Source organism: Streptomyces sp. NBC_00443 (assembly GCF_036014175.1).
Classification (GTDB): domain Bacteria; phylum Actinomycetota; class Actinomycetes; order Streptomycetales; family Streptomycetaceae; genus Streptomyces.
The window spans coordinates 1,890,056-1,912,119 of sequence record NZ_CP107917.1 but is presented as its reverse complement, the minus strand read 5'-3'; the positions used below and the strand labels follow the sequence as shown (position 1 = coordinate 1,912,119).

Below are 22,064 nucleotides of genomic sequence, written 5' to 3'. Positions count from 1 at the left end.
GCACGCCGTCGTCGGCGCCTTGACGTCGAGTCTCCCCAAAAGTGATGGAACCACCTATGACTTACGTCCCTCTTATCGGTCGACCAGGCATACGCGTTATGCCGTACCAGTGGGGCCAACACGTACTCCCGGGAACGTACGGGGAGTAGGGGGAAGATGTGCGCAAGATAGTGCACCGCCATCTGGGCAAGGTGGTGGCAGGTGCGGCCATCGCGGTCGCGGGAACGGCCGTGATGGTCGGGATCACCCTGCCGGGGACGGCGGGGGCCGACGAAACGGGAGGAAGCAACAGCGGTCAGTCCGCCCAGCAGGCCGCCCAGGAGCAGGAGCAGGGGCAGGGCGCCGGCGCGGTGTCGCCGGGCGTTGTCGAGGGGGCCCCGAGCGAGGGTGACAAGGGCACGGGCAACGACCCGCTGACCGACGACGAGATGGACCGGGCCGCAAAGCTCGCGGTCAACCCGCAGCTGCGCAGCGCCGGTGAGAACGTCGAGGGCGACCGCGGGCCGCAGCGCCTGGGCGTCGACCTCGCCGAGCCGGAGGCCGACGAGCTGGACGGCGCGAACGCGCCGCGCCGGGCCGAGGTCTCGTTCTACGACTACAAGGCCGACGCGCTCGTCACCAAGACCGTCAACCTTGACACCGGAAAGGTCGAGCAGACCTCGACCGAGCACGGTGTCCAGCCGCCGCTGAGCCGTGCCGAGTACACCGAGGCCGCCAAGATCCTGATCGCCGACCCGCTGGGCGCGGGCATGAAGGCGGACTACAAGGACGCCACCGGCAAGGAACTCGGCTCCCCGGACCAGTTGCTGCTCAACGGCGCCGTGTACCGGGCCGCTCCGGGCGCCCAGCCCGCCGTGCTCGACCAGTGCGGCGAACACCGGTGCGTGCGGCTGTTCCCGAAGGTGAAGAACGGGCCCTGGATCGACGCCCGCTCCTTCGTGATCGACCTGAGCGCCCGCAAGGTCGCCAAGCTCGACATCGGCTGAACCGCTCTCCGTTCAGTTTTCCAACTCGCGCGCCGCAGGCGTGCATCTCACGTACTTGCACCTCCTGTAAGGGAGTCACTTCTTCATGCGTGTGAACAGAATGAGCCGTGCCCGCAAGGGTGCGGCCCTGGGCCTGTCCGTGGCCGCACTGGCCGCCGGCGCGACGACCGGCGCCGGACCCGCCTCCGCCCAGCCGAAGAACGCCCCGGCACCGGCTGCCGACTGCAGTGCCGCCTACCGCATCGAGCAGAAGCTCACCGGCGGCACGACCTGGCGGATGTGCTGGCGCTACGACGGCAAGGCCGGGCTCGTCCTGGAGAACATCTCCTACCAGCCCAAGGGCGAGGCCAAGCCGATCAAGGTCCTCAACGACGCCAGGCTCGGCCAGATCCACGTGCCGTACGACGACGGCAGCGTCGAGTACGACGACCTGACGGGCTTCGGCTTCGCCCAGGGCCTGATGAGCCTCGCGCCGAGCGAGTGCCCCGGCGGCACCATCAAGTCCGTCAAGGTCCCCGAGTCCTGGGACCCGGAGCACCCGAACGTCAACGGCCTGTGCACGACGACCCGCGCGCGTGGGCACGCCTACCGCATGCAGGGCGACAGCGCCAACAAGGTCTACCAGGCGCAGAGCAAGGACCTGCTCGTCTACACGGTCAACCAGGTCGGCTGGTACGAGTACATGACCGAGTGGCGCTTCCAGGACGACGGCACCCTCACCATGAACGTCGGCGCCACCGGCAGCCTGTCGTACGACGACTACGACGCCGGCGACGGCCGCGGCTGGCCGATAGGCAAGGGCGACAGGGCCAAGGCCACCAGCCACAGCCACAACGTCTTCTGGCGGCTCGACTTCGGCCTGGACGGTTCCTCCAAGGGCAAGATCGAGCAGTACGACTCGGCCGTGACCGCGCCCGCCGCCGGTGACCGCGCCCCGAAGACCAAGACCACCCGCACCAAGGTCACCAAGGAACTCGCGGGCGACGCCAAGAACTACCGCTGGTGGCGCATGGTCAGCGCGGCCGGCAAGAACAAGGACGGCCACGCGCGCTCGTACGAGATCGTCCCCGGCGCCAGCACCAAGTACCCGGGCCGCAGCTTCACCAAGCACGACATGTACTTCACCGAGTACAACAAGTGCGAGAAGTTCGCCACGAACAACCCCGGCTGCGGCAACACCCATCCCAAGTCCGTCGACAAGTGGGTCGGTGGTCAGAACCTCACCCACCCGATCGTCTGGATGAATGTGGGCTTCCACCACATCGCCCGTGACGAGGACCAGCAGCCCATGCCGGTCCACTGGCAGGGATTCTCCATCGTCCCGCGGGACGTGACGGCTATGAATCCGCTCACTCCGAGCGAGCTCGCCTGGCAGAACGGGCACTGGCAGCCTCGTAGTTGATAAACGACCCTGTCCATCCGGCTGCACCGCCGACCGCTCCCGGAGTACCCTTCCTTGATCGTTGGGACGGGGAGTGCTCGGGGGAGCGGAAGGCGGTGCGCGGGTGGGCTCGGGAGGGCTGGAGTTGCCCCCTGGTGACGAGAGTCACGAGGGGAACTCCACAGACGTCCCGCCCGGCACGGTGTCCCTGGCCAGGCCGATGGAGACCAACTCCATCGGCCCGGAGCTGGACTGGGACACCGAGGCCTGGCGCGAGGTACGGACGCGCGCCCAGCGGGCCGGCCGGGCATACATTTGGCTGAACCTCGTCGAACAGCGGCTGCGCGCGGTCGTGGCCGCTGTGCTGCGCCCCATCTACGAACCCGTCCACGGCCACGACGACTGGGTGGTGGCGGCGGCCGGACCCGCCGGACAGGAGTGGGTGCAGCGCGCCGTCGCGGTACGCGAAGTCAGCCGCCGCAAGGGCTACTTGCTGGACCCGGCCGACGACAACGTCCTCAGCTTCCTCACTCTGCCGCAGCTGCGCGAGCTGATGGTGCAGCACTGGCCGTGCTTCGAGCCCTACATCGACGACCGCAGGGACGTCGAACTCGCCCTGGACGAGCTCGAAGTGACCCGGAACGTCGTCTCCCGCAACCGCGCGTTGTCCGAGGCGGTCCTCAACCAGGCCGAACGGGCCTCCGCGCGGCTGCTGGAGGTTCTCGGTTCGAGCGGCGACGTCCCGTCCGCACGCCGGCTGCCCATCGACGCGGTCGAGGACCTGGTCGGCGACCGGTACGCCGACGTGGTCGCCGTGCACTCCGACCGGGTGCGGCTGCTGCGCCAGTTCCCCGCCGAGGACATCTTCGGCGGCGCGCGCAGGCTCGACGCCATCGGCATCGGCCTCAACCTCCTTGTGCAGAACTTCTCCGGGCGGCGCCTGGTGCGGCTCGCGGAGTCCGGCTGCCGGGCGCGGCTGTTGTTCCTGAACCCGGCCTCCAGCGCGGTCAAGCGGCGCGAACGCGAACTGGGCATCAAGCGCGGCGAGCTGAGCCGGGCGGTCGAGATGAACATCCTGCACATGCGCCGGGTGCGCTCCCGCTTGCGTGACCCGGGTGCCTTCGAGATCCAGGTCTTCGACGAGACGCCCCGCTTCACGGCCTACCTCGTGGACGGCGACGGCTCCGACGGCATCGCGGTCGTGCAGACCTATCTGCGGCGGATGCGCGGTCTCGAGGCGCCGGTCCTGGTGCTGCGTAACGGCAGCAGGGTGGTCAAGTCGGACGAGATCGACGAAGGCGGGCTTTTCCCCACGTACCGCGAGGAGTTCGAGCTTATGTGGGCGGATTCGCGGCCAGTGTCCTGAACTGTCCCAGTGCGGACCGGGCGCGGAAGGCCGTCGCGCCGGGGAAGCGGAATGCGGTCCTCTGATTGTCAGTGGCGCATGGGAGGGTGGAGACCACTGGGGGAAAGCACCACCAAGAAGGGGGACCGCCCATGGGCTGGCACCGTGAGCTGCTGATCGGCTTCGACCTGGAGACGACCGGGACAGATCCGCGCGAGGCGCGCATCGTCACCGCGGCCGTGATCGAGGTCAGGGACGGGCAGCCCATAGGGCACAAGGAGTGGCTGGCCGATCCGGGCGTCGAGATCCCGGCGGACGCGGTCGCGGTACACGGCATCAGCAATGAGCGCGCGGCCGCCGAGGGCCGCCCGGCCGACCAGGTGGCGGACGCCATCGCGGACGTCCTCGTGACGTACTGGAAGACGGGCGTGCCGGTCGTCGCGTACAACGCGGCCTTCGACCTGAGCCTGCTCTCAGCGGAGCTGCGGCGGTACGGCCTGCCGTCCCTGAGCGACCGCCTTGGCGGCCTGGCTCCCGCCCCGGTCATCGACCCGTACACCATCGACCGCTGGGCCGACCGCTACCGCCGCGGCAAGCGCAACCTCGAAGCTGTCTGCCGGGAGTACGGCATCGCACTCGACTCCGCACACGACGCCTCCGCCGACGCTCTCGCCGCGGCCCGTCTGGCCGGCGCGATAGCCGTCCGCCACCCCAAGATCGCGTCCCTCGGCCCGGCGGAGCTGCACCTCCGTCAGATCGAGTGGTACGCCGAGTGGGCGGCGGACTTCCAGGACTTCCTGCGCCGCAAGGGCGACCCGACCGCGGTGGTCGACGGCACATGGCCGCTGAGGGAGCCGGCGGGGGAGCGGGCGGCGGGCGAGACGGTCTGAGGTGCGCGGGCCGCTGCTCGCCCGCGAGGGGGCGTCGGGCCGGAGCAGGCCGGCCCCGGCTTCCGACGGCGTCCGTCACGCCGGGGCGGACACGGGCTCCGCAGGAACCGGCGGCGCCCATACGACTGCCTCTGTCACTCGGACGGCGACGCAGACGCAGCGATCCGCTCGACGCGCGGCTTGGCCAGCCGCTCGTAGTCCGGGCCGGGGATGAGCAGCGAGCGGTCCAGCCGTGCGGCGTTGAAGTACAGCTTCGGCTGGGCCACGACGTCCGGGTCGGCGACGAGTTCGAGGTCGGGGTCGAAGCTGAACGGCAGGACGGTGCCGGGCACGGCACGGGCCAGCCGCTGGGCGGTCTGAGGGTCACAGAAGCCGACGTAACGCGCGGCGAACAGCGCCCGGACGGCGTCCAGGTCCACCCGCCGGTCGCCCGGGACGACGGCGAGGACGTGCCGCGTCGTGCGCCGGTCCACCTTGACCCGCAGCACGATGCACTTCGCTGCCTCGGAGGCCGGGTGCCCGCGCAGGGCACAGACGGCCTCGGTGGCGCCTTCGGGCTCGTGGTCGATGAGGCGGTAGTCGATGGAGGAGGAGTCGAGCCGGGAGATCAGGTGGTCGTAAGTGTCGTACGGGTGCTGGGGCATTCGGGGTCCTTGCTGAAGGCGTTGGCGGCGGCGCATGAGGCAGTGAGCGAGAGGTCCGGCGTGCTGCGGTGCGCTCGTTCCACTGCCTGACCCCAGTAGGTGCCGGCCACCATGAGGGCCGCTCCGAGGCCGGTGAGCGGGGTGAGGTGGTCGCCGCCGAGGGCCACACCCACGGCGACCGCCCAGACCGGCTCGGTACCCAGCAGCAGACTGGCCCGGCTGGCGGAGGTGCGCTGCACGGCCCAGGTCTGCGCCAGGAAGGCGAACACACTGCAGAACAGGGCGAGATAGACCAGCTGGGCCCAGGTAGCCGGGTCGGCGTGGACCAGCGTCGGCAGGTCGAAGGCGGCCGCCGGCAGGAACAGGGCCGTGCCGACGAGGGTCTGCACCGTCGTCAGCTGCAGCGGGCGGATCGCGCGCCCGGTGGTGAAGCGGCCGACGAGCGCGACATGCCCGGCCCGGATGATGGCGGCACCGAGCATCAGCAGGTCGCCGAGGCGGGGCGTGTGGAAGCCGTTGCCGGACATCAGGAGCCCGACGGCCAGGATGCACACACCGGTCGCGGCGAAGAAGGAGACCGGCAGCGAGCCTTGGCGGCCGCCACGGTCGAGGAGCGGGGTGAGGACGATGGTCAGGCTGATGATGAGCCCGGCGTTGGCGGCGCTGGTGTGGGCGACGCCGTACGTCTCCACGAGCAGCACCGCGGCCTGCGTCACCCCCAGGGGCAGACCGGCCCGCAGTTCGGCACGCGTCCATCGGCGCGAGCCGCCCCGCCCGGACGCGACCAGGCCGAGACAGGCGACGGCGGACAGGCCGTAGCGGGCGAAGAGCACCAGCAGCACGGGGAGCGCTGCCGTCGCCGTTTGGGCGGAGAGATAGCTGGAGCCCCAGACGAGCGCGACCAGGAGGAGTACCGCATCGGTACGGCGGGCATCGGGCACCTGCCCACGGTGCACGGAAACGTCCGTGAAGCCCAGTACCACCTTCTAAAACGATCATTTAGCAGCTCTACATAGTCGTCCCTACACTGAGGCTATGGACGAACGGCAGCTGAGGATCCTGCGGGAGCTCGGCGAACTGGGCAGTGTCACGGCCGTCGCCGAGGCGCTGTTGGTGACGCCGTCGGCGATCTCCCAGCAGCTGCGGCTGCTCCAGCGGGCGATCCCCGTGCCGCTCACCGAGCGGCAGGGGCGGCGCCTGGTGCTCACCGATGCCGGGCAGGCGCTGGCGGGCGCGGCCGTCGAGGTGGAGACGGCGCTGGCACGCGCGAGGCGCACCGTCGACGATTTCGTCGGGCGGCCGGACGGGGAGGTGTCGGTGGCGGCGTTCCACAGCGCGGGCGCCGCGTTCTTCCCGCTGTTGGTCAGCGCGCTCGCCGGTCCGGGGAAGCCAGTGCCGAGGCTCGCCGACCAGGACGTACCGCAGGAGGACTTTCCCCGGCTCACCCGCGAGTACGACATCGTCCTCGCCCACCGCCTGGACCACGCCCCGCCCTGGCCGGACGCGGTGACCGCGACCACGCTGCTGCGCGAGCCGCTGGACGTGGCCATGCCCGCCGACCACCCCTGGCCGCCAAGCGCCGTGTCACTCCGCGCGACGTGGCGGACGAGCCATGGATCACGGTGCACGACGGCTTCCCGGTACTGGCGGTCATCGATGCCATCGCCGCGTCGGCCGGCCGGCGCCTCCATCTGGCCCACCGCATCAACGAGTTCACGGTGGTGGCCGAGGTGGTGGCGGCCGGCGGCGGCATCGCCCTGATGCCACGCTGGACGACGCGGCCCCACCCCGCGCTCACCCTCAGACCGCTCAGCGGCGTCCAGTCCCGACGCCACATCGACGCCCTGTACCGCCCGGAGCGCACGGCCAGATCGGCGGTCCGCACGGTACTGGCCGACCTCGGCAGTGCCGCGCGCCAGATCCGGGACAGGGAAGGTCCGGCTCGCTGATGCCGGTAGTGCATGTCGGGCCGGACAGGCCGGACGTGCCGGACGTGCCGGACGTTCCTGACGGGCCGGGATCCGGGGTCAGAACGGATACCACCGCACGGCCTCGTCCCCCTCCCGCAACGACGCCACCCGCCGCTCGAACTCGGTCAGCGCCTTCGGATTGCTCGGCGCATGCTGTGAAACCCAGGCGCAGCTCGCCGTCTCCCGGGCCCCGCGCAGCACCGAGCAGCCCTCCCACTCCCGCACGTCCCAGCCGTAGGTCTCGACAAAGGAGTCGTAGGCCGCCGCGGGCAACCCGTACCGATCCCGCGAGAGTGCCATGACCACCAGGTCGTGCTCGCGCAGATCGGCCGAGAAGGTCTCCAGGTCGACCAGTACCGGCCCGTCCGGGCCCACATGCACATTGCGTGGCAGTGCGTCCCCATGGATCGGCCCGGGGGCCAGACGGGGTGTCAGCCCGGCCGCGGCCACCGCGAACCCGTCCCGGCGCTCCCGCAAGTACGCCGCGTCCGCCGGATCGATCGCGTCGCCCGCCAGCCGCAGCCACCGCTCCACGCCACTCAGCAGCTCGCGGGCCGGCAGTGCGAAGGAGGGCGTGGGCAAAGCGTGCACGACCCGTAGGAGTTCGGCCAAATCCCGTGGCTCGGCGGGCCGTACCGGATCGGGGAGCCGGTGCCACACGGTCACCGGGTGCCCCTCCACCAGCAGCGCCTTGGGTTCGGCCGCCCGCACCGCAGGCACGCCGGCCTCCTCCAGCCATACGGCGATGTCCAGTTCGCGCCGTGCCCGGCCGAGGAGTTCGGCGTCGCGGCCCACCTTGACGACCAGGTCACCGGCGGCGAACACGGCGTTCTCACCCAGGGCGAGCAGTCGCGCGTCCGGCGCCGTGGCGGGCAGTACTCCCGTCGCCGCCAATACGTCCCGCGCCCGTGCCTCGTCCATCGTCCGCCTCCGTGTGGTCCTGCCTCGCCATGAGCGGCGTCGGTTTCCCGCCATGGACGGCTCAGTCTCGCATTTCCACAGGTCGGACCGCGTGTGTGCGGCCTTGACGGGGCAGAGCGCCTTCACGACCATGACGGGGCCCGTTCCGAGCAGCGCAAAGGGGCTGATGTGAGGCTGATCCCGTGACATCGGTGACCGAGGCGGAGAGGCCGGTGAGACGCACGCAGGGAGGCAGGCCGCGGCAGCGGCACGTCACGGATCACGGCGCCTGGTTCCTCGTACTCCCCGCGCTGATCCCCATCCTCGTGCTGAGCGTCGGACCGCTGCTCTACGGCATCCTGCTGTCCTTCACCGACGCCCAGTCCGGACGGACCCAGGCCACCCAGTGGATCGGTGGTCTCAACTTCCGGGACCTGCTGCACGACACGCTGTTCTGGGAGTCGTTCCGGATCGGTCTGGTCTGGGCCGTAGGCGTCACCGTGCCGCAGTTCCTGCTGGCGCTGGGCCTCGCCCTCCTCCTCAACGCGGACCTGCGGCTGCGCTGGCTGGCCCGGTCCCTGGCGATCGTGCCGTGGGCCATGCCCGAGGTCGTCGTCGGCGTGATGTGGCGGCTGGTCTACAACCCCGACGCGGGCATCCTCAACGAGACACTGCGCGACCTGGGCCTCGGCGACGGCCGTGACTGGCTCAGCGGGCTCGGCACCGCCCTGCCCGCCGTGATCGTCGTGGGGATCTGGGCCGGGATGCCGACCACGACGGTCGCCCTGCTCGCCGGCCTGCAGAACACTCCGCGCGAACTGCACGAGGCCGCGGCCGTGGACGGCGCCGGCGCCTGGCGCCGCTTCCGCACGGTCACCTGGCCGGCCCTGCGGCCCGTCGCCCTCTCCATCACGGCACTCAACCTCATCTGGAACTTCAACTCCTTCGCCCTGGTCTACGTGCTCACCAGCGGCGGCCCCGGCGGCCGCACCCGCCTCCCCATGCTCTTCGCCTACGAAGAGGCCTTCCGCTACGGACAGTTCGGCTACGCGGCGGCGATGGGATGCGCGATGGTCGCGCTGATCTCCATCGTGCTCGCCGTCTTCCTCGTCGGACGGCTCAGGGGAGGTGACAAGTCATGAGGACCAGCCGAACCGGCCGCGCCGGACAGTACGTCGCCCTGCTCGCCTACCTCCTCTTCCTCGCCTTCCCCTTCCTGTGGCTGATCTCCACCGCCTTCAAACCGCCACGCGAGCTGGGCAGTCTGCACCCCACCTGGGTCCCGAAGGACCCCACCCTCGCCAACTTCCGCCAGGCCTTCGACGAACAGCCCCTCCTTGAAGCCGCCCTCAACTCCCTGATCGCCGCGCTCGGCGCCGCCCTGATCGCCGTACTGATCGCGACCCCGATGGCCTACGTCATGGCCCGCCGGCGCACCCCGCTCGCGCGGGCGGCGACCGGCTGGGTGATCGTCAGCCAGGCGTTCCCGCTCGTGCTGGTGATCATCCCGCTGTTCCTGGTGCTGAAGAACCTGCGGCTGATCAACTCGGTGCCGGGGCTGATCATGGTGTACGTGGTGTGGGCGCTGCCGTTCGCGCTGTGGATGCTCGTCGGATACGTGCGTGCGGTGCCGCCCGAGCTGGAGGAGGCGGCGTCGGTCGACGGGGCCGGGCGCTTGAGGACCCTGGTCTCGGTGACCGCACCGCTGCTGGCACCCGGGATCGTGGCGACGGCGATGTTCGCGTTCGTCACGGCGTGGAACGAGTTCTTCTTCGCGCTCGTTCTGCTGAAGACCCCGGAGAAGCAGACCCTGCCGGTCGTCCTCACGCACTTCATCGGCGCGGAGGGAGTCGCGGACCTCGGCCCGCTGGCCGCCGCCGCGTTCCTCGCGACGCTGCCCTCGCTGGTCGTGTTCGCGATCATCCAGCGGCGGATCACGGGCGGCATGTTCGCCGGGGCGGTGAAGAACTGATGCGTACGAGACTGCTGTCGGCCCTGGTCGCCGTCCTGGCCCTGCTGCTCGCAGGCTGCGGTGGCGACGACCGCGACGGCGCCGACGACGGACGTGTCACCCTGCGCTTCCAGTCCCTGGCCTGGCAGGAGGAGTCCGTCGAGGTCAACAAGGAGCTGGTGAAGGAATGGAACGACACTCACCCCGGCGTCCAGGTCGAGTACGTCCAGGGCAGTTGGGACAGCGTTCACGACCAGCTGCTCACCTCCTTCGAGGGCGGTGAGGCCCCGGACATCATCCACGACGCCTCGGACGACCTCGCCGACTTCGCGTACGGCGGCTACCTCGCGGACCTGACCGACCTGCTGCCGCAGCGGCTCAAGTCCGATATTCCGCAGCGCAGTTGGGACACGGCGACCTTCGGGGACGGGATCTACGGGGTCCCCTTCCTCCAGGAGCCACGCGTCCTCATCGCCAACGCGAAATGGCTGAAGGAGTCCGGCGTACGGATCCCCACTCCTGAACGCCCGTGGAGCTGGCCGGAGTTCCGGCGGATCACCGCACAGCTCAGCGGCGACGGCAAGTACGGGGTCGCCTGGCCGCTGAAGGAGCCCGTCTCCGCCAGCCTCAACCTGTCCCTCTCGGCGGGCGGACAGCTGTTCCACCGAGGCGCCGACGGCAAGGTGACCGTCCGCTTCGAGGCGGCCGACGAGGTCGTGCCCGGCACCGTCCGCGACCAGGTCAACACCGATCGCAGCGCCTCGCCGACCACCCTGGGCAGCGGCGGCTCGGACACCCTGCCCGGCTTCTTCGGCGGCCGGTACGCGATGGTCCCGCTCGGCTTCTCCTACCGCCAGCAGATCGTGCAGCAGGCGCCCAAGGGCTTCGACTGGCAGGTGCTGCCCGCCCCGGCGGGCGCCGGCGGACTCACCCAGGGCGTCAGCCCGCAGACCCTGTCCGTCGCCGAGGACAGCCCGCACAAGCAGGAGGCGGCTGCCTTCATCGACTTCCTGCTGCGGCCCGAGAACATGGTGCGGCTGGCGCTGGGCGACTGGATGCTGCCGACCGGAACCGCGGCGCTGAAGGACCCCGCCCTGCACACCACCGAGAACGACTGGGCCACCGGCACCGCCCTCGCCCGGCATCTGCGCTCGGCACCCGCGCAGTCCGTACGCGGCTACCCGGAGTGGAAGGACAAGGTCGCCACGCCCGCCTTCCAGGAGTACTACAGCGGAGCCATCGACGGCGACGAGCTGCGCGAGCGCTTGGAGGACGACGGAAACCTGGTGCTCGCCCGCTACCAGCGCTGACGTAATTCGGTTGTCCGCGCCGTCCGGCCACGCCTAACGTGCCGTCCGTGGCAGCGAACAACGCGATCATCATCACCGGTCTCGGCCGGGGCTACGCGCACTCCGTACGGATGCGCCGCGGCCCCGGAGCCCTGACCGGCCCGGGGAGCCACGCCCGCTGATCCGTCGCGGACCCGCATCTCCTTTCTCCCCCTTCTCCTCCTGTCTTCCGGTCAGGGCCTTCGTCTGCCCTTTTCCCTCCCCACGGAAGACAAGGACCGCAAGGCCATGGCCCGCCCCACCCGCGTATCCCGCGCGCTCTCCCAGAACTTCCTCGCCGACCGCGCCGCAGCCGGACGGCTCGCCCGGCTCGCCGTGCCGCATGGACGTGAGGCCGCACTGCTGCTCGAAGTCGGCGCCGGAAAGGGCGCGTTGACCGAGCAGCTCGCCCCGCGCTGCCGACGCCTCCTCGCGTACGAGATCGACCCGAGGCTCGTCCCCGCCCTGCGCTCGCGCTTCTCGGACACACCTCAAGTCCGCGTCGTCGGCGAGGACTTCCTCACCGCACGCCCCCCGCGCACGCCGTTCTCCGTCGCCGGGAACGTGCCCTTCTCCCGCACCGCCGCCATCGTCGACTGGTGCCTGCGGGCACCCGCCCTCACCGACGCCACACTCCTCACGCAGCTCGAGTACGCCCGCAAACGCACGGGTGACTACGGCAGCTGGACCCTGCTGACGGTCCTGACCTGGCCCCGCCACGAGTGGCGTCTGCTGGGGCGGGTCGGCCGACGCAGCTTCCGGCCCGTGCCCGGCGTGGACGCAGGGATCGTCCGGATCGAGCGGCGTCGCACCCCGCTGCTCGACGCCGGGGGGTACGAGAGCTGGCGGCCATTGGTGGAGCTGGGCTTCTCCGGGGTCGGGGGCTCGCTGTACGCGTCGCTGCGCCGGGCCCACCCGAGGCGGCGGGTCGACGCGGCGTTCCGCGGGGCGGGCCTCGACACGACTGTGCTCGTCGGCGAGGTGTCGCCGGGGGCGTGGCTGAGGCTGCACGAGGTGCTGGCCCCGTAAAGAGAGTTGCACGAGACGTATCGTCTCGCATATCGTCGGTGTCATGACCAACCCCGCCCACATCGCCATGTTCTCCATCGCCGCCCACGGCCACGTGAACCCCAGCCTCGAAGTGATCCGCGAGCTCGTGGCACGCGGGCACCGGGTCACGTACGCGATTCCGCCGGCCTTCGCCGAGAAGGTGGCCGAGACGGGCGCCGAGCCCAAGCTCTGGAACTCCACGCTGCCCGGGCCGGACGCGGACCCGGAGGCCTGGGGGAGCACCCTGCTGGACAACGTCGAGCCGTTCCTCGCCGATGCGATCCAGGCCCTTCCTCAGCTGATCGAGGCGTATGAGGGAGACGAGCCGGACCTCGTCCTGCACGACATCACCTCGTACCCGGCGCGCGTCCTCGCCCACCGATGGGGCGTGCCGGCGGTTTCGCTCTCGCCGAACCTCGTCGCCTGGGAGGGCTACGAGGAGGAGGTGGCCGAGCCGATGTGGGCGGAGCCGAAGAGGACCGAGCGCGGGCAGGCGTACTACCGCCGCTTCCACACCTGGCTGGAGGAGAACGGCATCACCCTGCACCCCGATCCGTTCGCCGGCCGCCCCGACCGCTCGCTCGTCCTCATCCCGCGCGCCCTTCAGCCCAACGCCGACCGCGTCGACCAGGCGACGTACACCTTCGTCGGCGCCTGCCAGGGCGACCGGGCGGCCGAGGGCGACTGGCAGCGACCCGACGGCGCCGAGAAGGTCGTACTCGTCTCCCTCGGGTCGTCCTTCACCAAGCAGCCGGCCTTCTACCGGGAGTGCGTGCGCGCCTTCGGCGAGCTGCCGGGCTGGCACCTGGTGCTCCAGGCCGGCAGGCATGTCGACCCGGCCGAGCTGGGCGACCTGCCGCCGAACGTCGAAGTGCGTTCCTGGGTACCGCAGTTGGCGATCCTCAAGCAGGCCGACCTGTTCGTCACCCACGCCGGGGCCGGCGGCAGCCAGGAGGGTCTGGCCACGGCCACCCCGATGATCGCCGTACCGCAGGCCGTGGACCAGTTCGGCAACGCCGACATGCTCCAGGCGCTCGGCGTCGCCCGGCACATCGCGACGGAGGATGCCACGGCCGAGGTCCTGCGCGAGACCGCCCTGTCCCTCGTCGACGACCCGGAGGTCGCCCGGCGCCTGAAGGACATCCAGGCGGAGGTGGCCCACGAGGGTGGCACCGGGCGGGCCGCCGACCTGATCGAGGCCGAGCTGGACACCGTACGGAAGGTGTGACGGAACGCCTCACAGAACAGGGCCCGTCGACTCCCCCGGAGTCGACGGGCCCCACTCTCAGGACAGGCAGATCAGGCGGATCAGACGGGCACCCGCTCGCCCTCGTCGTCCCGAGCCGCACTTCGCGTCACGGCCTCCGGTGCCTCGTCGTGGGTGAGGTCCGGCAGGCGGTTCAGCCACTTCGGGAAGTACCAGTTGCGCTCGCCGAGGAGAGCCATGACGGCCGGGAGCAGGACGCCCCGGATGATCGTCGCGTCGATGAGGACCGCCGCCGCGAGGCCGACGCCCATCTGCTTCATGGACTGCATCGACAGCGTGCCGAAGATCGCGAACACGGCGACCATGATGACCGCGGCGCTGGTGACGACACCGGCCGTGGTGACCACGCCGTGCTGGATCGCGTCCTTCGTCGTACGGCCGCGCAGCCGCGCCTCGCGGATGCGCGAGACCACGAACACGTGGTAGTCCATCGACAGGCCGAACAGGATCACGAAGAGGAACAGCGGCAGCCAGGTGATGATGGCGCCGACGCCCTCCGCGCCCACCAGCGACGCGCCCCAGCCGTGCTGGAAGACACCGACGAGGATGCCGTACGCCGCGCCCACCGACAGCAGGTTCAGCACGATCGAGGTGATCGCGATCGTCAGCGAGCGGAAGGACAGCAGCATCAGCCCGAAGGCGAAGACCACGACGAACGCGAAGACCGGGACGACCGCTCCGGCCAGCTGGTCGTTGAAGTCCTTCGAGCCGGCGACCTGTCCGGTGATCGGCGCCTCGACGCCGTCCACCTTGCCCAGGGTGGCCGGGCGTACGTCGTCGCGCAGCTTGTCCAGGCTCGCGCCCGCCTTGTCGAGGTCGGAGCCGCCGACCAGCGGGACGTAGACGAAGGCGACGTTCTGATCGTCGTGCAGCTTGATCTCGACCGGGCCGCGCGAGGCACCCGAACTGATCGCCCGCTCACGGAAGTCGGCGAGGGCGGACTTCACTTCGGGAGCGTTGATGTCGTTCGCCTTGACGACCACCTCGGCCGGCTCGGAACCGCCCGGGAAGGCCTCGTTGACGCGGTTGTACGTCTGCACGATCGGCAGCGAGTCACCGAACTCCTGGTCCAGCGTGAGGTTCTGGGTCTTCATGCCGACGGCGGGAGCCGCGATGGCGAGCAGCGCACCCGCCGCGACGACGACCGAGATGACCGGCCGGGCGAGGACGCCCTTCAGCACGGCCGTCCAGAACCGGCTCTCGCGGTTGCCCTGCCCCCGGTTGCGACGGAGCTTGCTCTGCGGGTGCAGGAAGGGGATCTTGCCCTTCTCGACGCGCTCGCCCAGCAGCGACAGCAGCGCCGGAAGCACCGTCACCGACCCGACCATGGCGACCGCCACGACCATCAGAGAGGCCAGGCCCATCGCCTCGAACTCGGCGAGACCGGTGAACAGCATGCCCGCCATCGCCACGCACACCGTGACACCGGAGACGATGATCGCCCGGCCGCTGGTGGCGGCGGCGACCTGCAGTGCGGTCTGCGCGTCCCGGCCGGCCTCGCGCTCCTCGCGCTCCCGGCGCAGATAGAACAGGCAGTAGTCGACGCCGACGGCCAGGCCGACCAGCAGCATCACCGAGTTCGCGGTGTCGCTCATCGGCATGACATGGCTGACGATGCCCATCACGCCCATCGTCGCCATGATCGCGGTGACCGCCAGCAGCACCGGCAGCAGGGCCGCCACCAGCGCGCCGAAGGCGATGAGCAGAATGCCGAGGGCCACCGGCACCGCGGAGTACTCGGCCTTCTGGAAGTCGTCCCCGAACGCGTCGTCGAACGTCTTCATCATGCTGGCGCCGCCGATCTCCTCGATCCGCAGCGACTCATGGTCCTTCTGTACGTCCTCGACCGCCTTCAGCACCGGCTCCACACGCTCACCCGCGGTGTCCGAGTCGCCGCGGATGTCGAACTGCACGAGCGCGCTGCGCCCGTCCTTCGAGATCGTCTGCGTGTCGTACGGCGATGTCACGTCCGTGACCTTGCCGGTGCCCTCGACCGCCTTGACGACCGCGGTGACGGCGCTCCGGAACTCGCTGTCGGTCGCCTTGAGCGAACCGCCCTTGGCCTGGACCAGGACGGTCTCACTGGCCGGCTCCTCGATGCCGGCATCCTCGATGATCTTGGCGGCGGTGTGCGTCTCGCCCTTCAGCTGGTCGCTGTCCTTGACGTCGACCCGGCCGGCCGCCGAACCGAGGCCCATGGCCAGCACGACGAACAGCACCCAGATGCCGACGGCAGCCCATCGATGGCGGGCGCTCCAGCCGCCGGCGCGGGCGGCGAGGCCCCGCACGCGTATGTCTCCGTTACCCATGACGGGCTTGCCCCCTTGGTTGCGGTGGCGGCCCCCTGCCGCCTCCTTTCGTTTCGAAGGTATGGGCCGGATAAAGCCATCTCGTCGTGCTGCTCGGTGAAAGGCAGAGGGCAGACCTCATCCCCCTGGCCCGGGGGCCCTCCCCACTGGGGAGGATGAGGGTCCCTACACCTATCCGGTGGTGTCGGGGATGACGATCAGGGCCGAAAAGCTTGTGCTCGATGCTGACCGGTAAGTAACTTACGGATCCGGGCAGCCGTCGTGCCCACCCCACGGGGCACGACGGCCGCCTGGGCGCGACCGGATCGCCTTAAGGTGGCCGGATGACGACGTATGCGGCGCTGCTGCGCGGAATCAACGTGGGCGGCAGCAGAAAAGTCCCGATGGCCGACCTGCGCACCCTGATGACCGGCCTCGGGCACGACGGCGTACGCACCTACCTCCAGAGCGGCCAGGCGGTGTTCGCCGCCGACCACGGCGACGAGGAGTCCCTGGCCGTGGAGCTCGCGTCGGCGATCGAGAAGCACTTCGGCTTCGCCGTGGACGTGATCGTGCGCGACCACGCCTACCTGAGGACCATAGCCGACAACTGCCCGTTCCCCGCAGCCGAGTTGGAGGGGAAGCAGCTCCACGTCACCTACTGCTCCGCCCCGGTCGACGCCGAGCGGTTCGCGGAGATCGACCAGGCCGCCTACCTCCCGGAGGAGTTCCGCATCGGCGACCGCGCGGTGTACCTGTACGCCCCGAACGGCCTGGGCCGCTCCAAGCTCGCCGAAATTCTGTCGCGGCCCCGGCTCAACAAGGGTTTGATCGCCACCAGCCGCAACTGGAACACGGTCGTAAAACTTGTGGAGATGACCAGTGACTGACGTCCGGACCACCGCCGTGGAAGCCGCCATCGAGCGCGAACTGCGCCTGCTCCAGCCGGAGGTACGGTCCTCCCCGGAACTGCTCGCCGAGCTGCTGCACCCGCAGTTCCGGGAGTTCGGCGCGTCGGGGCGGGACTGGGACCGGACGTCGATCATCGAGGCCCTGATCGCGGGCGAGGACCCCGGACCCCGACCTGCCGTGGTCTCCAGGATGGACGGCGTCCAGCTGGCCCCCGACGTCGTCCACCTCACCTTCGACACGGAGAACAACGGCCGCAGGGCCCACCGCAGTTCACTGTGGCGGCGGACCGACGAGGGATGGCAGATGTACTTCCACCAGGGAACGCCGTTCCACCCCGAGGGAGAGTGACCGTGCGCTACGTCATCATCGGTGCCGGAGCCGTCGGCGGCGTCATAGGCGGCCGGCTCGCAGGCGCGGGGCACGAGGTCGTGCTGGTCGCTCGGGGTGCCCACTTCGAGGCCCTACGGGACCGCGGCCTGCGCCTCAGGGTGCCCGAGGGCGAGCTGACCCACCGGCCGCCGGTCGTCGACGGACCGGCCGCGCTCGGGGAGCTCCGCCCCGACGACGTCCTCGTCCTCGCCGTGAAGACGCAGGACAGCACGGCCGCGCTGCAGACGTGGGGACCCGTTCCGGTCACGGGCGGCGGAACGGCCGCCGAGCGGCTGCCCCTGATCTGCGCGCAGAACGGCGTCGAGAGCCAGCGCCTCGCCCTGCGGGTGTTCCGGCGGGTGTACGGCGTCTGCGTCTGGCTGCCGTCGACGTACGTCGAACCCGGCGTCGTCTCCGCGGCCGGCAGCCCCCTCACCGGCATCCTGCACCTGGGGCCCGTCTGGCACACCCCCGTCGTCCATCCGCACGACACCGATGAGACCGCCCGCCTCATCGCCGCCGACCTGGAGAAGTCGCACTTCGAGGCACCGGTCGTCGCGGACGTGGCGCGCTGGCAGTACGCCAAGCTGCTGTCCAACCTCGGCAACGCCCTGGAGGCGGTGACCGGCCCCGTCGACAGCGAGGAGGCCGCGGCGCTGTTCCGGCGGGTGCGGGCCGAGGGCGCGGCCGTGCTCGACGCCGCGGGGATCCCGTACGTGAGCGCCGAGGAACAGCAGGCCGTACGGGGCGACAAGGTCACCCTCGTCCCCCTCGACGGCGCCCCGCGCGGCGGCGGCTCCTCCTGGCAGTCCCTGACCCGGGGCACCGGCACCATCGAGGCCGACTACCTCAACGGCGAGATCGCACTGCTGGGCCGCCTGCACGGCGTACCGACCCCGCTGAACGACCTCCTCCAACGCCTCGCCAACACGTTCGCGCGCGAGCGACGGGCGCCGGGGTCGATGCCGGTGGGGGAGCTGGTGCGGCTGGCCGACGAGACGGCGGTCCAGGGATCGGGCGAGGACGAGGCCGGACTCTTCGGCTGAGGGCTTGGCTCAGGCGCCGACGGCCGCAAGCGCCGGCACCCGCGCCGCTTCGTACCGCTCCAGCAGTACCCGCGCCACTTCGGGCGCCGCGCCGAGCACGTCCGCCAGGACGTCCGCCTCGGCCGCGCCCCGCGCGATGCGGTCGGGCAGGAAGCCGGGCGCCAGGACGTACGGCGCCACGGCCACCCGCTCGCAGCCGAGTTCGCGCAGCTCGCGTACCGCGTCCTCGGTGCGGGGGAACCCCGCGGGAGAACCGGCGGAGGCGAACGCAGGCCGCACGGCGCACCAACCGGTGTGCCGCCACTCCCGCGCGATTTCTGCGATCACTGCGATCGCCTCCGGGTCGGTGGACCCCGCCGAGGCCAGCACGACCCCGGTCGAGGACTTGTCGGCGGGCGTCAGACCCGCCTCGTACAGACGCCGTTCCAGCGCCGCCATCAGCAGCGGCGACGGGCCCAGCACCTCCGCCTGGCGGATCCGCAGCCGGTGCGGCGCGTCCCGCAGCACCGCGGGGATGTCGGCCTTCGCGTGGAACGCGCGCGTCAGCAGCAGGGGCAGGGCCACGACGTCCCGCACGCCCTCCGCCGCCAGCGACTCCAGCACCCCCTGCACGGACGGGATGTTGAAGTCCAGGAAGCCGGTCTCCACCCGTACGTCCGGGCGCAGCGAGCGCACCCGGCGTACCAGGGCATGCACCGTCGCGGCGTGCCGCGGGTCGCGGCTGCCGTGGGCGATGACGAGAAGAACCGGCTTCGTGAACACAGGCGTCAGCTCCTTGGCAGCAGACCGCGGCTGCGCAGGACCGACCGCTCCAGGGGGCTGAAGATGAGCAGGTCGATGGCGATGCCGACGATCAGGATGAGGAGGATGGCGAAGAAGACCATGGACATGGAGCTGGTGTTGCGGCCGTTCTCCAGCAGCTGGCCCAGCCCCACTCCGAGGTCGGGGGAGGAGGCGATGATCTCCGCGGCCATGAGTGACCGCCAGGAGAAGGCCCAGCCCTGCTTCAGGCCGGCCAGGTAGCCGGGCAGCGCGGCCGGCATCACGATGTGCCAGGTGTGCTTGAGCCCGGTGGCGCCCAGTGTGCGGCCCGCGCGCAGGAACAGCGGCGGCACCTGGTCGACGCCAGAGACGAGGCCGTTGGCGATGGAGGGGACCGCGCCGAGCAGGATCACCGCGAACATCATCTTGTCGTTCAGGCCCAGCCAGATCACCGCGGGCGGTACCCAGGCGACCGAGGGGAGGGACTGCAGACCGGACAGGATCGGCCCTATCGCCGCCCGCACGAACCGCACCCGGGCCACCAGCAGACCGAGCGGCGTGCCGATCGCGAGGGCGAGCAGGAAGCCGAGCAGGCCGCGTGAGACGGACGTCCAGATGTACTCGTGGAGGGTGCCCTGAAGCCACGCCTCACGCAGCTCGCCCCACACGTCGGACGGTGAGGGCAGCTTCGTCGGGTCGTCGGCGATGCCGGTGGAGATCAGCAGTTGCCAGACCACCAGCACCAGGGCGACGGCGGCGACGGGCGGCAGGATCTTCTGCGTCAGGGTCTTCCGGAACGGCATCCGTCCCGTCTGGACCGTCTCCAGGGCGTCCAGGCCGGCTTCGAGTCCGGCGAGATCGTTGCCGTCCTTGGCTGTGGTGTCAGTGCTGGCCATGGCGGCGGATCTCCCCACGCAGTTCTTCGGTGATCTCGACGGACAGCTCGGCGACCGCGGTGTCCTCGATACGACGCGGATGCGGAATGTCCACCGTCCACTCCCGCGCGATCCGGCCGGGCCGCGAGGACAGCAGCACCACACGCTGGGCCAGGCGGACCGCCTCGCGCACGTTGTGCGTGACGAACAGGACGGAGACCTGCGTCTCGCGCCAGATGCGGGTCAGCTCGTCATGCAGGACGTCACGGGTGATGGCGTCCAGTGCGGCGAACGGCTCGTCCATCAGCAGCAGCTTGCTGTCCTGGGCGAGCGCACGGGCCAGGGCCACGCGCTGGCGCATACCGCCGGACAGCTCGTGCACCCTCTTGCCGTGCGCGCCCTTGAGGCGGACGAGTTCGAGGAGTTCCCCGGCGCGCTCGCGGCGCTCGTTCTTGGGTACGCCCCTGAGCTTGAGGGCGAGTTCGATGTTCTTGCCCGCGGTCAGCCACGGGAAGAGCGCGTGCTCCTGGAACATCAGCGCCGGGCGGCCGTCGGTCGTGATGCCGCCCGCGCTGGGCTTGTCCAGACCGGCGACGAGGTTGAGCAGCGTCGACTTGCCGCAGCCGGATGCCCCGAGGAGGGTGACGAACTCGCCGGGTGCGACATCGAGCGTGATGTCGTCGAGGACGAGCTGCTGCCCGGCGGGGCCGGCGAAGGACTTCGAGACATGCTCGATACGCGCGGCGTGCTCCACGGACGTAACCGTGTCGGGGGCCTTGGCGAGGGCGGTTGCCATGGTCGTCACCTCCTGTGAACTCATCGGGTGCGGTGGTTACTTGACGCCGAGGCCGGCGTCGTCGACTTCGGGTTCGCCCTCGGCCTTGAGGACCTTGTTCAGTGGGGCCAGGTCGTAGATGCCGGTCAGGTCCGGCTGCTGCAGCAGACCCGCCTTGACCGCGTGCTGGGCCTCGGTGTTCAGCGTGGCGGCGAGCGGGTCGTCGGTGACCTGGATGGACTGCCACGCCGGGTCCAGCACGTCGGTGGGCAGCGGCTTGCCGGTGTCGGCCTTGAGCTGCGCGTTCGCCGCGGTCTTCGCCTTGTCCGGGTTCGCGTCGATCCACTTGTTCGCCTTCACCGAGGCGCGCAGGACGGCCTCCACGGCCTTCGGGTGCTCCTTCAGGAAGCTCTGCGACACGATCACGTTCGTGATCACGAACTTCTTGTCGGGCCACAGGTCGGCCTCGTCAAGGAGCACCTTGCCGCCCTCGGCGACCAGCTTGGACGCGGTCGGCTCGGGCACCCACGCGCCGTCGATCGAGCCGGACTTGTACGCGTCCGGTGTGATCTTGTTGTCGGTGCGGACGACGGAGACGTCACCCTGACCGCTCTCCGCGTCGACCTGCCAGCCCTGCTCGGAGATCCAGTTGAGGAACGCGACATCCTGCGTGTTGCCGAGCTGCGGCGTCGCGATCTTCTTGCCCTTGACGTCCTTCAGGGACTTGACCTTCTCGGGGTCGACCACGAGCTTCACCCCGCCGGAGGCCGACCCGGAGATGACCCGCAGGTTCTTCCCGCCCGACTTGATGTAGCCGTTGATCGCGGGGCTCGGGCCGATCCAGCCGATGTCGATGGAGCCGGAGTTCAGCGCCTCGATCTCGGAGGGGCCGGCGTTGAACGTGGAGTACTGAGCCGTCGTGCCGCCCAGCTCCTTCTGGAACAGCCCCTCGTGCCGGCCCACCAGCGCGGTGGCGTGGGTGAGGTTCCCGAAGTAGCCGATCTTCACCGAGTCCAGGCCGTCGACCTTGGGCGCCCCCGCGATGGCCTGCTCGGTGTTCTCCTTGGCCTGCGAGCCGTAGCCGCAGGCCGCGAGGGCCAGCAGCGGTAGCGTGGCCAGGGCGGCGAGGGTCCGTCGCAGGGCGGGGGTGGCAGGCACGGGAGGTGTTCCTCTCGGTGGCCCGGCGCTCACGCCCGTATCAGGTCGTGGCCGGGGGGTCGGCAGGTTCGTCCGGAGCGGCGCGCATATGGTGCACGCAGGTCAGCGCACACATCGCGGCACTCCGCCCTGCCCGCTCCCGAGGGCGCCGCTGCCGACGCGGCCGC

19 protein-coding genes and 2 pseudogenes are annotated in these 22,064 nt (G+C 70.5%); 13 read left to right on the top strand and 8 right to left on the bottom strand.

The genetic code is table 11. From position 1 onward, the window contains the following. The first annotated feature begins 158 nt into the window (after window positions 1-158). From OHO27_RS08615 to OHO27_RS08600, 4 genes are all read left to right on the top strand, one after another. Complete coding sequence (locus tag OHO27_RS08615; protein ID WP_328421906.1) at window positions 159-986, top strand: Tat pathway signal sequence domain protein; 828 nt, start codon at window positions 159-161, stop codon at window positions 984-986. Between the two features lie 85 nt (window positions 987-1,071). After that, window positions 1,072-2,388, top strand: a complete 1,317-nt coding sequence (locus OHO27_RS08610) for a copper amine oxidase (RefSeq protein WP_328421904.1) — start codon at window positions 1,072-1,074, stop codon at window positions 2,386-2,388. A gap of 103 nt (window positions 2,389-2,491) precedes the next feature. Then, the gene (locus tag OHO27_RS08605) at window positions 2,492-3,733 is read left to right on the top strand and encodes an SAV2148 family HEPN domain-containing protein (RefSeq protein WP_328430383.1); all 1,242 of its coding nucleotides are present in this window, start codon (window positions 2,492-2,494) and stop codon (window positions 3,731-3,733) included. Between the two features lie 131 nt (window positions 3,734-3,864). After that, on the top strand, window positions 3,865-4,602 hold the full coding sequence (locus OHO27_RS08600; RefSeq protein ID WP_328421902.1) for a 3'-5' exonuclease: 738 nt from the start codon (window positions 3,865-3,867) through the stop codon (window positions 4,600-4,602). Window positions 4,603-4,736: 134 nt separating this feature from the next. On the opposite strand, the gene OHO27_RS08595 is transcribed toward OHO27_RS08600, so the two are convergent. Both OHO27_RS08595 and OHO27_RS08590 read right to left on the bottom strand, forming a co-directional pair. After that, entirely contained in the window at window positions 4,737-5,246 is a 510-nt protein-coding gene (locus OHO27_RS08595) for a YbaK/EbsC family protein (RefSeq protein ID WP_328421900.1), read from the bottom strand. After that, a complete protein-coding gene (locus OHO27_RS08590) occupies window positions 5,210-6,187 on the bottom strand; it encodes a DMT family transporter (protein ID WP_328421898.1) in 978 nt (325 codons plus the stop codon). Before OHO27_RS08590 ends, OHO27_RS08595 begins: the two co-directional genes overlap by 37 nt. A gap of 94 nt (window positions 6,188-6,281) precedes the next feature. Here OHO27_RS08590 and OHO27_RS08585 point away from each other — a divergent pair. Continuing rightward, window positions 6,282-7,195 (top strand): annotated as a pseudogene (locus OHO27_RS08585) (LysR family transcriptional regulator). A 78-nt stretch (window positions 7,196-7,273) separates the two neighbouring features. Here the strand turns inward: OHO27_RS08585 and OHO27_RS08580 are convergent. Next, entirely contained in the window at window positions 7,274-8,137 is an 864-nt protein-coding gene (locus tag OHO27_RS08580; protein ID WP_328421896.1) for a phosphotransferase enzyme family protein, read from the bottom strand. Between the two features lie 182 nt (window positions 8,138-8,319). Between OHO27_RS08580 and OHO27_RS08575 the strand changes: the two genes are divergently transcribed. The 5 genes and pseudogenes from OHO27_RS08575 (at window position 8,320) to mgt (ending at window position 13,673) form a co-directional block, all read left to right on the top strand. Continuing rightward, complete coding sequence (locus OHO27_RS08575; protein ID WP_443059525.1) at window positions 8,320-9,258, top strand: carbohydrate ABC transporter permease; 939 nt, start codon at window positions 8,320-8,322, stop codon at window positions 9,256-9,258. Continuing rightward, the gene (locus OHO27_RS08570; RefSeq protein WP_328421892.1) at window positions 9,255-10,088 is read left to right on the top strand and encodes a carbohydrate ABC transporter permease; all 834 of its coding nucleotides are present in this window, start codon (window positions 9,255-9,257) and stop codon (window positions 10,086-10,088) included. Before OHO27_RS08575 ends, OHO27_RS08570 begins: the two co-directional genes overlap by 4 nt. Beyond that, a complete protein-coding gene (locus OHO27_RS08565; protein ID WP_328421890.1) occupies window positions 10,088-11,377 on the top strand; it encodes an ABC transporter substrate-binding protein in 1,290 nt (429 codons plus the stop codon). The genes OHO27_RS08570 and OHO27_RS08565 overlap by 1 nt, the downstream gene beginning before the upstream one ends. Window positions 11,378-11,644: 267 nt before the next feature. Continuing rightward, window positions 11,645-12,424: an ErmE/ErmH/ErmO/ErmR family 23S rRNA (adenine(2058)-N(6))-methyltransferase gene (gene erm / locus OHO27_RS08560; protein WP_328421888.1), complete on the top strand. Its 780-nt coding sequence runs from the start codon at window positions 11,645-11,647 to the stop codon at window positions 12,422-12,424. 6 nt (window positions 12,425-12,430) lie between these two features. Beyond that, a pseudogene (mgt, locus tag OHO27_RS08555) lies at window positions 12,431-13,673 on the top strand (macrolide-inactivating glycosyltransferase). 80 nt (window positions 13,674-13,753) lie between these two features. Here mgt and OHO27_RS08550 read toward each other — a convergent pair. After that, the gene (locus OHO27_RS08550) at window positions 13,754-16,021 is read right to left on the bottom strand and encodes an MMPL family transporter (RefSeq protein WP_328421886.1); all 2,268 of its coding nucleotides are present in this window, start codon (window positions 16,019-16,021) and stop codon (window positions 13,754-13,756) included. A gap of 323 nt (window positions 16,022-16,344) precedes the next feature. On the opposite strand from OHO27_RS08550, the gene OHO27_RS08545 reads away from it, so the two are divergent. From OHO27_RS08545 to OHO27_RS08535, 3 genes are read left to right on the top strand one after another with little or no spacing between them, the layout of a single operon-like run. Beyond that, entirely contained in the window at window positions 16,345-16,890 is a 546-nt protein-coding gene (locus OHO27_RS08545) for a DUF1697 domain-containing protein (protein WP_328421884.1), read from the top strand. Then, on the top strand, window positions 16,883-17,260 hold the full coding sequence (locus OHO27_RS08540; RefSeq protein ID WP_328421882.1) for a nuclear transport factor 2 family protein: 378 nt from the start codon (window positions 16,883-16,885) through the stop codon (window positions 17,258-17,260). The genes OHO27_RS08545 and OHO27_RS08540 overlap by 8 nt, the downstream gene beginning before the upstream one ends. Window positions 17,261-17,262: 2 nt before the next feature. After that, the gene (locus tag OHO27_RS08535) at window positions 17,263-18,327 is read left to right on the top strand and encodes a ketopantoate reductase family protein (RefSeq protein WP_328421880.1); all 1,065 of its coding nucleotides are present in this window, start codon (window positions 17,263-17,265) and stop codon (window positions 18,325-18,327) included. 9 nt (window positions 18,328-18,336) lie between these two features. Here the strand turns inward: OHO27_RS08535 and OHO27_RS08530 are convergent, their stop codons facing one another. From OHO27_RS08530 to OHO27_RS08515, 4 genes are read right to left on the bottom strand one after another with little or no spacing between them, the layout of a single operon-like run. Beyond that, complete coding sequence (locus OHO27_RS08530; protein ID WP_328421878.1) at window positions 18,337-19,089, bottom strand: sirohydrochlorin chelatase; 753 nt, start codon at window positions 19,087-19,089, stop codon at window positions 18,337-18,339. A 5-nt stretch (window positions 19,090-19,094) separates the two neighbouring features. After that, window positions 19,095-19,985 (bottom strand): ABC transporter permease, encoded by an 891-nt coding sequence (locus OHO27_RS08525; RefSeq protein WP_328421876.1) that lies wholly within the window; start codon window positions 19,983-19,985, stop codon window positions 19,095-19,097. Next, window positions 19,972-20,760, bottom strand: coding sequence for an ABC transporter ATP-binding protein (locus OHO27_RS08520; RefSeq protein WP_328421874.1), 789 nt, complete (start codon window positions 20,758-20,760; stop codon window positions 19,972-19,974). The genes OHO27_RS08525 and OHO27_RS08520 overlap by 14 nt, the downstream gene beginning before the upstream one ends. A 36-nt stretch (window positions 20,761-20,796) precedes the next feature. Next, complete coding sequence (locus tag OHO27_RS08515; RefSeq protein ID WP_328421872.1) at window positions 20,797-21,897, bottom strand: aliphatic sulfonate ABC transporter substrate-binding protein; 1,101 nt, start codon at window positions 21,895-21,897, stop codon at window positions 20,797-20,799. Window positions 21,898-22,064 lie beyond the last annotated feature (167 nt).

What these genes read in the sequence shown, in the direction of transcription:
- OHO27_RS08610 (WP_328421904.1), top strand. Translation starts at nt 1,072, where the DNA reads ATGCGTGTGAACAGAATGAGCCGTGCCCGCAAGGGTGCGGCCCTGGGC.
- OHO27_RS08600 (WP_328421902.1), top strand. Translation starts at nt 3,865, where the DNA reads ATGGGCTGGCACCGTGAGCTGCTGATCGGCTTCGACCTGGAGACGACC.
- OHO27_RS08595 (WP_328421900.1), bottom strand. Translation starts at nt 5,246, where the DNA reads ATGCCCCAGCACCCGTACGACACTTACGACCACCTGATCTCCCGGCTC.
- OHO27_RS08580 (WP_328421896.1), bottom strand. Translation starts at nt 8,137, where the DNA reads ATGGACGAGGCACGGGCGCGGGACGTATTGGCGGCGACGGGAGTACTG.
- OHO27_RS08570 (WP_328421892.1), top strand. Translation starts at nt 9,255, where the DNA reads ATGAGGACCAGCCGAACCGGCCGCGCCGGACAGTACGTCGCCCTGCTC.
- OHO27_RS08565 (WP_328421890.1), top strand. Translation starts at nt 10,088, where the DNA reads ATGCGTACGAGACTGCTGTCGGCCCTGGTCGCCGTCCTGGCCCTGCTG.
- erm (WP_328421888.1), top strand. Translation starts at nt 11,645, where the DNA reads ATGGCCCGCCCCACCCGCGTATCCCGCGCGCTCTCCCAGAACTTCCTC.
- OHO27_RS08550 (WP_328421886.1), bottom strand. Translation starts at nt 16,021, where the DNA reads ATGGGTAACGGAGACATACGCGTGCGGGGCCTCGCCGCCCGCGCCGGC.
- OHO27_RS08545 (WP_328421884.1), top strand. Translation starts at nt 16,345, where the DNA reads ATGACGACGTATGCGGCGCTGCTGCGCGGAATCAACGTGGGCGGCAGC.
- OHO27_RS08525 (WP_328421876.1), bottom strand. Translation starts at nt 19,985, where the DNA reads ATGGCCAGCACTGACACCACAGCCAAGGACGGCAACGATCTCGCCGGA.
- OHO27_RS08520 (WP_328421874.1), bottom strand. Translation starts at nt 20,760, where the DNA reads ATGGCAACCGCCCTCGCCAAGGCCCCCGACACGGTTACGTCCGTGGAG.